The sequence below is a fragment of the uncultured Stenotrophomonas sp. genome, assembly GCF_963519925.1.
Lineage (GTDB): Bacteria > Pseudomonadota > Gammaproteobacteria > Xanthomonadales > Xanthomonadaceae > Stenotrophomonas > Stenotrophomonas maltophilia_AE.
Genome location: NZ_CAUQPH010000178.1, coordinates 1 through 6,225, shown reverse-complemented (window position 1 = coordinate 6,225; position 6,225 = coordinate 1). Strand labels below are relative to the sequence as shown.

Annotated in this window: 4 protein-coding genes and 2 pseudogenes; 2 read left to right on the top strand and 4 right to left on the bottom strand. The window is 69.9% G+C overall.

Annotation, left to right across the window (positions count from 1 at the left end; genetic code table 11):
* Positions 1-775, top strand: a pseudogene (locus tag RWO33_RS18545) (hypothetical protein); the annotation flags it as partial.
* 79 nt (positions 776-854) lie between these two features.
* Here the strand turns inward: RWO33_RS18545 and RWO33_RS18540 are convergent.
* The 3 genes from RWO33_RS18540 to RWO33_RS18530 all read right to left on the bottom strand — a co-directional run bounded on the left by RWO33_RS18540 (position 855) and on the right by RWO33_RS18530 (position 4,820).
* Positions 855-1,190, bottom strand: a complete 336-nt coding sequence (locus tag RWO33_RS18540; protein WP_145480640.1) for an I78 family peptidase inhibitor — start codon at positions 1,188-1,190, stop codon at positions 855-857.
* Between the two features lie 100 nt (positions 1,191-1,290).
* On the bottom strand, positions 1,291-2,343 hold the full coding sequence (locus RWO33_RS18535; RefSeq protein ID WP_314106709.1) for a ribonuclease H-like domain-containing protein: 1,053 nt from the start codon (positions 2,341-2,343) through the stop codon (positions 1,291-1,293).
* Entirely contained in the window at positions 2,340-4,820 is a 2,481-nt protein-coding gene (locus RWO33_RS18530; protein WP_314106708.1) for a DEAD/DEAH box helicase, read from the bottom strand. The genes RWO33_RS18535 and RWO33_RS18530 overlap by 4 nt, the downstream gene beginning before the upstream one ends.
* A gap of 180 nt (positions 4,821-5,000) precedes the next feature.
* Between RWO33_RS18530 and RWO33_RS18525 the strand changes: the two genes are divergently transcribed.
* The gene (locus RWO33_RS18525) at positions 5,001-5,441 is read left to right on the top strand and encodes a hypothetical protein (protein ID WP_314106707.1); all 441 of its coding nucleotides are present in this window, start codon (positions 5,001-5,003) and stop codon (positions 5,439-5,441) included.
* Positions 5,442-5,462: 21 nt separating this feature from the next.
* Here the strand turns inward: RWO33_RS18525 and RWO33_RS18520 are convergent.
* Positions 5,463-6,225 (bottom strand): annotated as a pseudogene (locus RWO33_RS18520) (hypothetical protein); the annotation flags it as partial.

The following is a 6,225-nucleotide window of genomic DNA, read 5'->3' as shown; positions in this document are numbered from 1 at the left end:
GCGCCCGGCAGCGGCACCCGCTGCACCGGCCGTGCCTTCGGCACCTGCTGCACCCCGCGCGCCAGCAGCGCCGCATCCGGATCCAGTGGGCAGCACGCAGGTCAACCACACCGGCAGCAGCACCACGCTGGTCACCCATGGTCGCCTCGATCTGTCGCACCAATCGTCGCAGGCCTACGTGTTGCGCATGGGCGAGGACAACTTCGTGGACGCGTCGATGGCCGACCTGAAGCAGTCGCAGCGCGATACCGGCAAGGGTGAATCGGTGCTGTGGGTGCGCCGCGGCAACGAACGTTACGTGATCCGCGATCCGGCGCTGATCCGCTCGCTCAGCCAGTCGCAGAAGGAGGTCGCGGCGCTCGGCCGCGCGCAGGGCGAACTGGGTGAACAGCAGGGCCGGCTGGGCGAGCAGCAGGGTCGCCTGGGCGAGCGCATCTCCACCATCGCGCAGCAGGCCAGCCTGGACGCGCTTGCCGCAAGCCGGGAGGTCATGGCGGCCGACGCTGCGGAAATGGCCAATCAGGCAGCACGCTCCGGGCGCAGCACGGTGGACGCTGCGGCGGTTGCACGTCGCGCCAGCGGGCAGGCCCGCCAGCAGCAGATCGAGCAGGCTGCCGCGCAACAGGCCCAGCTTGCGCTCCAGCAGGAGGGCCTGGCCCGCCAGCAGGAGGCGTTGGCGGCACGCCAGAGTGTGGCGTCGGCGAAGGTGGCGCGCGATGTGCGCAGTGCCATCGACCAGGCCCTGGCCAACGGTACGGCGCAGCGGGTGCGGTAAGGCGTCCAGGTGTGGCCACGCAGGGCGTGGCCGCACCTTGGCGGGGGGATCGCGCAGCCACGCAGGGCGTGGCTCTACCTCAGTTGCAGCCGATGCCGGTGATGCGGTTATCCGCGTCGACCTGGATGGTCACCCGGTCTTCGCGGAAATCCATGGTGACGGCCATGTTGGGCTTCACGATGCGGGCATGCTTGGCGCCGCTGTCCTTGACCGCCTTCTCTACCGTCGCTGCATCGGCGACTTTGCCGACCAGGCCGTTGAAGGCTTCCTGGCGGCACGGGGTCACGCCTTCGGAACCGGCCGGCACCGGGTCCACCACCGCCTGCGGCGGTTCGTCGGCGGTCTTCGGTGGCGGGCTGCTGCACGCGGCCAGCGGCAGGGCACAACCGAGCAACATCAACAGGGGCAGACGCATGGTGCACTCCTTACGCGGGATATGGGCCAAGCTTGCACGGCCCCGCCTGCATGGGGCGTCAACGCGATGAATACGCGCGCCGCCTGCGCCCCTCAGCCAGTCAGCCGCTCGGCGAGAGCGCAGACAGGGCCAGCGTTTCCCGCTCGCGCTGCTCCTCGGCCACCAGCCGCAGCATCAGCAGTGACAGGGTCACCACGTCCTGGTGATTGTGCTCGGCCACCCGGCGCAGGTTCACCGCGCTGCCGCCGCGCAGGTAGTTCAACCATGCGGCCGGGGCTTCGGAGCCGGGCAGGTCGTCTTCGCGCACGATCTGCAGCAGCTGGCGTTCGATGGTCGCCAGCCGGCAGTTTTCCCAGGTGCCGCGGTACCGGCGGCGGGTGGGGAAGAGCAGATCGACGTGGTCCAGCGGGGTGATCGGACAGCGCTGCCGCGCCAACCGGTAGCGGGTTTTCAGCAGCGGCGCGTCATAGCAGCGGCCGTTGTAGCTGGAAAACACCGTGCCGGGCTGCAGCCAGCTGGAAAACTCGCGCAGCATGGCGGTCTCGGCCGCCATCGTGGTCATCAGCAGCTGGCGGATGCGCAGCCCTTGGCCACGCGCGGGATCGGCACGCCAGTCGGCCGCGCCGATCATGAACGCGCGGGTGCCGGTACCGCCTGCCAGGCCGGTGGTCTCGGTGTCGAAGAACATCAGGTCCTGCGGCGCCACCGCTTCGCCCTCGCGCCGGGCGAATGCCAGCGACAACGGCTGCAGTGGAATCACCTGCGGCAGGAAGGATTCGATCAGGAACAGCCCGGGTGCGATCTCCTCACCCGGGACGTGGCGGTCCTGCGCGCTGGCGCGCGGCCGTGCACCGGCGCCGCCACGATCGCGCAGCCCCAGCAACCGGTGCAGGCCGCCCACGTCGGGTTTGCGCAATGCGGGCGCAGGCGGCACGGGTTCCGCCGTTGCCGGGCCGGTGGGCTTGTGGCGGATTTCCTGTTCCACCCAGGCAAACACCGAGTCCGGTGCCGTCCGGCGTGCCTGCGCGTCGTTTGCGGCCACCGCCGCGGGCGGTGCCGGTGCCGTAGCAGGCGCGTCGGCCGCCGCCGGGGGCGGCGAGGCATCACCGGCCTGGCGCCGCAGCAGGCGCAGCTTGTCCAGGCTCAGGCTCAAAACGGCACCACGTCGGCATCCTGCGGTGCAGCGGCGGCGGTCGCCGGAAACGCGTGCGCGTGGAACAGGGCCAGGACCTTCAATGCCAGCGCCTTGGGCGTGGTGGCATCGTCTTCCTGCCCGGCCAGCACCGGACCCACGCAGGCCGGGCAGCCGGCCTTGCAGTCGCAGCGCTGCACCAGTTCCTGCGCGCGCTGCAGCAGTTCGGCCTGACGCAGCCACAGCGGCTCGCTCAGGCCCACGCCACCGGGGAAGTTGTCGTACAGGTACACGGTGGGCACGAACTGCTGCTGCAGCTCGATCGCGCTGGCATCGAACTCGGCGCCACGCAGCTGGCCACGCCCGCTCTGGTCGGCCACCGCGAACCATGCACCGTCGCCATTGCCCACCGCCTTCTGCAGGTCGCGCGCATCGGCCATCACCGCCACCGTGGCCACGATGTGCAGCGCGTAGGCCGCACCAAGGAAACCATCCAGCGCCTCCTGCTTGCTGTCGAACGCGGTCAGCAGCAGGCCCTGCGGCAGCTGCCACCACACCGCAGTGGTGTGCAGTTCCTGGTCGGGCAGGTTGACCGGGCCGTAGCCGATGTTTTCGTGGGTGTAATAGCGGATCTTCTTGTAGCCGGCCACGCGCCGCACCACATGCACTTCGCCATGGTGCGAGTCGCCCTGGCCGGCGATGCAGCCATCGAAGCGGTCCAGCACCTTGAGCTTGGTGAAGTCGATGCTGTCGGTGTAGTAGTCCACGTGGGTGCGGGTGACGTAGGCCTTGCGGCCTTCCCAGTCCAGCCGCTCCACCTGGTACGGGGTGGACTGCACCATGTGGATGGCGCCTTCGTACAGGGTCAGCGCGGCAGCGGAGTAATCCACCTCGGCAATGATCTGCTGCTTGCCATCGCTGCGGTCGACCACTACGAAGTTGCCGTCGGCCACCGAGCGCAGGCTGACCGCATTGGCCGGGTAGCTGTCGGCGATCCATTCCCAGCGGTCGCCTTCGCGATGCACCACTTCGGTTTCGGCCAGCGCTTCCAGGAACACCAGCGGGTCGATCGGCCCGAACGGGTCGCCGGCCAGGAACGGCAGCTCGAAGGCGGCGCAGCGGATGTGGTCGAACAGGATCAGCGGCTGGTCCGGTGCGGTCCGCGCATGTTCGGGCGAGGCATCGGCGAAGAAGTCCGGGTGCCGCACCACGTACTGGTCCAGCGGCTGCGAGCTGGCCACCAGCACGCCCAGTGCCGGTTGCTGGCGGCGCCCGGCGCGGCCGAAGCGCTGCCAGGTGGCGGCCACGCTGCCGGGATAGCCGTTGAGCACCACCACGTCGAGGCTGCCGATATCCACGCCCAGCTCCAGCGCCGAGGTGCTGACGATGCCGTCGATGTTGCCGGCGCGCATGGCGCGCTCGGTCTCGCGGCGCTCGGTGGGCAGGTAGCCGCCGCGGTAGGCGCGGATGCGTGGGGGCTTGCGCGGGTCGTGGTCGAAGATGTCCTTCAGGTACTTGGTGAGCACTTCGACCATCAACCGGCTCTGCGCGAAGATCAGCGTCTTCAGCCCGGACTTGATCGCGATGCGCGCGATGCGGTTGCTCTGCGAGCGCGCCGAGGCACGCAGGCCGAGGTCGGCGTTGACCACCGGGGGGTTCCACAGCAGCACGTGCTTGGGTCCGGTCGGTGCGCCGGATTCGGTGATGGCGGTGACCGGCGCTTCGATCAGCGCTTCGGCATGCGCCTGCGGGTTGCCGATGGTGGCCGAGCACAGGATGAACTGCGGTTCCACGCCGTAGAACGCGCAGATGCGCTTGAGCCGGCGCAGCACGTTGGTGACATGGCTGCCGAACACGCCGCGGTAGGTGTGCACCTCGTCGATCACCACATAGCGCAGGTTCTCGAAGAACTGCGCCCACTTGGTGTGGTGCGGCAGGATCGCCTGGTGCAGCATGTCCGGGTTGGAGACCACGATGTCGCCGTGCAGGCGGATCGCCTGGCGCGCGTCGCCGGGGGTGTCGCCGTCGAAGGTGAAGGCTTTCACCCCCAGGTCGCCGGCACGGTTGAGCTCGAGCAGCTCGGCCACCTGGTCCTGGGCCAGCGCCTTGGTCGGGAACAGGTACAGCGCCTTGGCCTTGCCCTGCATGGCGGCGCTGACCACCGGCAGGGTGTAGCACAGCGACTTGCCGCTGGCGGTGGGGGTGACGATGGCCACGTGCTCGCCACGCTGGGTGGCGTCCCACGCTTCGGCCTGGTGGCTGTACAGCTGTTCGATGCCGCGCGCCTTCAGTGCGTTGGTCAGCGCGGACGGCACATCGGCGGGGATGGGCGCGTAGCGGCCTTCGCGGCCCGGAAGGGTGAAGCTGCCGGTGATGCGGTCGGCGTAGCGCTGCTGCAGCCGCGCGGTAAGCAGCGCACCATTGCGCGAGGGCAGCCCGTCGGTGGTGGCGAGGCGGCGCTCGGCATCCTCGGTGCGCTTGGCGAGTTCGTAGGCCATGGGTACAACGGTCTGCAAAGGACGCCATGGAAGCACAAACGCGTCTCAGGGGTTGAGACATCGCGGCCCGGGTCGGTGAACGATTCAGTGCCTTCCCCGCCCAACGAAATCTGAAGGTCGCCTCGCTATCCTCTGCGCAGGACGCTGCTGACAGGACGACACGTGGCATTGCACACAGGAATGGCAGTAACAACCGTGACCGCCGGGCTGCTGCTGGCGAACGTGGCACACGCCCAGCAGCAACCCACCGGACCCGCCGACAGCGCGAACACCCACGTAACCACGCTGGGCGCGGTCCGGGCGCTCAAGCCCGAGGACGAGGTGCCGGTGGACCTGTATCGCTTCAGATCCCCGGTGCAGCCCCAACCCAATACCTTCAACCGCGCCTGGAGCGAGCCACCCTCGCTGCAGGAGGTGGGCATGCGCGGCGGCTACCTGATGATCGGGATCAACCATGCCATCGCTGGGACCGCCCAGGGCCTGCACACCCTGACCCGGGCACCGGACCAGATCCAGTCCGCGGTCGCGCGCCCGCCGCCGGAACTGGATGCAGCGGCGCAGCGTCGCGCGCTGCAGCACTGCGATCCGCTCCAGGGTTGCGACGCGCCACGGCCGGAGTAAGCCGCACGAAGACGGGGCGCGCTACGCCGCTGGCATGACCGCTCGACGCCGTTCCAGCCACCACAGCAGGCCTGCGACTGCGATGAAGCCCAGCAACCAGGGCCAGCGTGGGCCTGGAACCCTGCCGGGCGACCCGGTGGCGGTGGTGGTCGTCGCGGCCAGGCGCTGCCCGGTGGCCAGCCGCACCTGCTGTCGGTGCAATGGCTGCGCCGATTCCCGATCGAACACGTAGAACGCCTGCACGGTGTCGCCATGCTGCAGCTGGTGCCAGCCGGGCTGCTGCGGCCAGTAACCGGCGCAATGCTGGTTGCCGGTGGCCGGGTCGACCTGCACGGTGACCCTGTGGCCTTCCGGGCTGCGGACCTGGGTGCCGCTGGGAACGTCACACAGGGTCAGGCGCTCGCCCGCCCACGGGGTGGCGGTAGCCAGGCGCACCGTCGGCGCGCCGGGCAGCGCGCGCGCGACCGTGGCCAGCACGCCGGACCACAGTTCGGCATGACGATCATCGCGGCCGGCCAGTACCAGCCGGTAGCTGTCGGTCACCGGCAGCACGGCGACGCGGCCGCGCCCAACGCTGCGCCAGCCGCCCACGGCATTGCCTTGGGCGTCCTGCAGCAGCGCTTCGGCGCCGGTCGCGTTCACGTCGAAGCGCTCCAGCGCCGGTGGGGCGGCACTGTGCGATGCGGTATCCGCCTCCTCGATGTAGGCGGTGGGGTTGGCCGCCGGGCGGACCGGTCCGCGACGCGCCTGCAGCAGTGCGGCGTCCGGATCGGCGGGCAGCGCC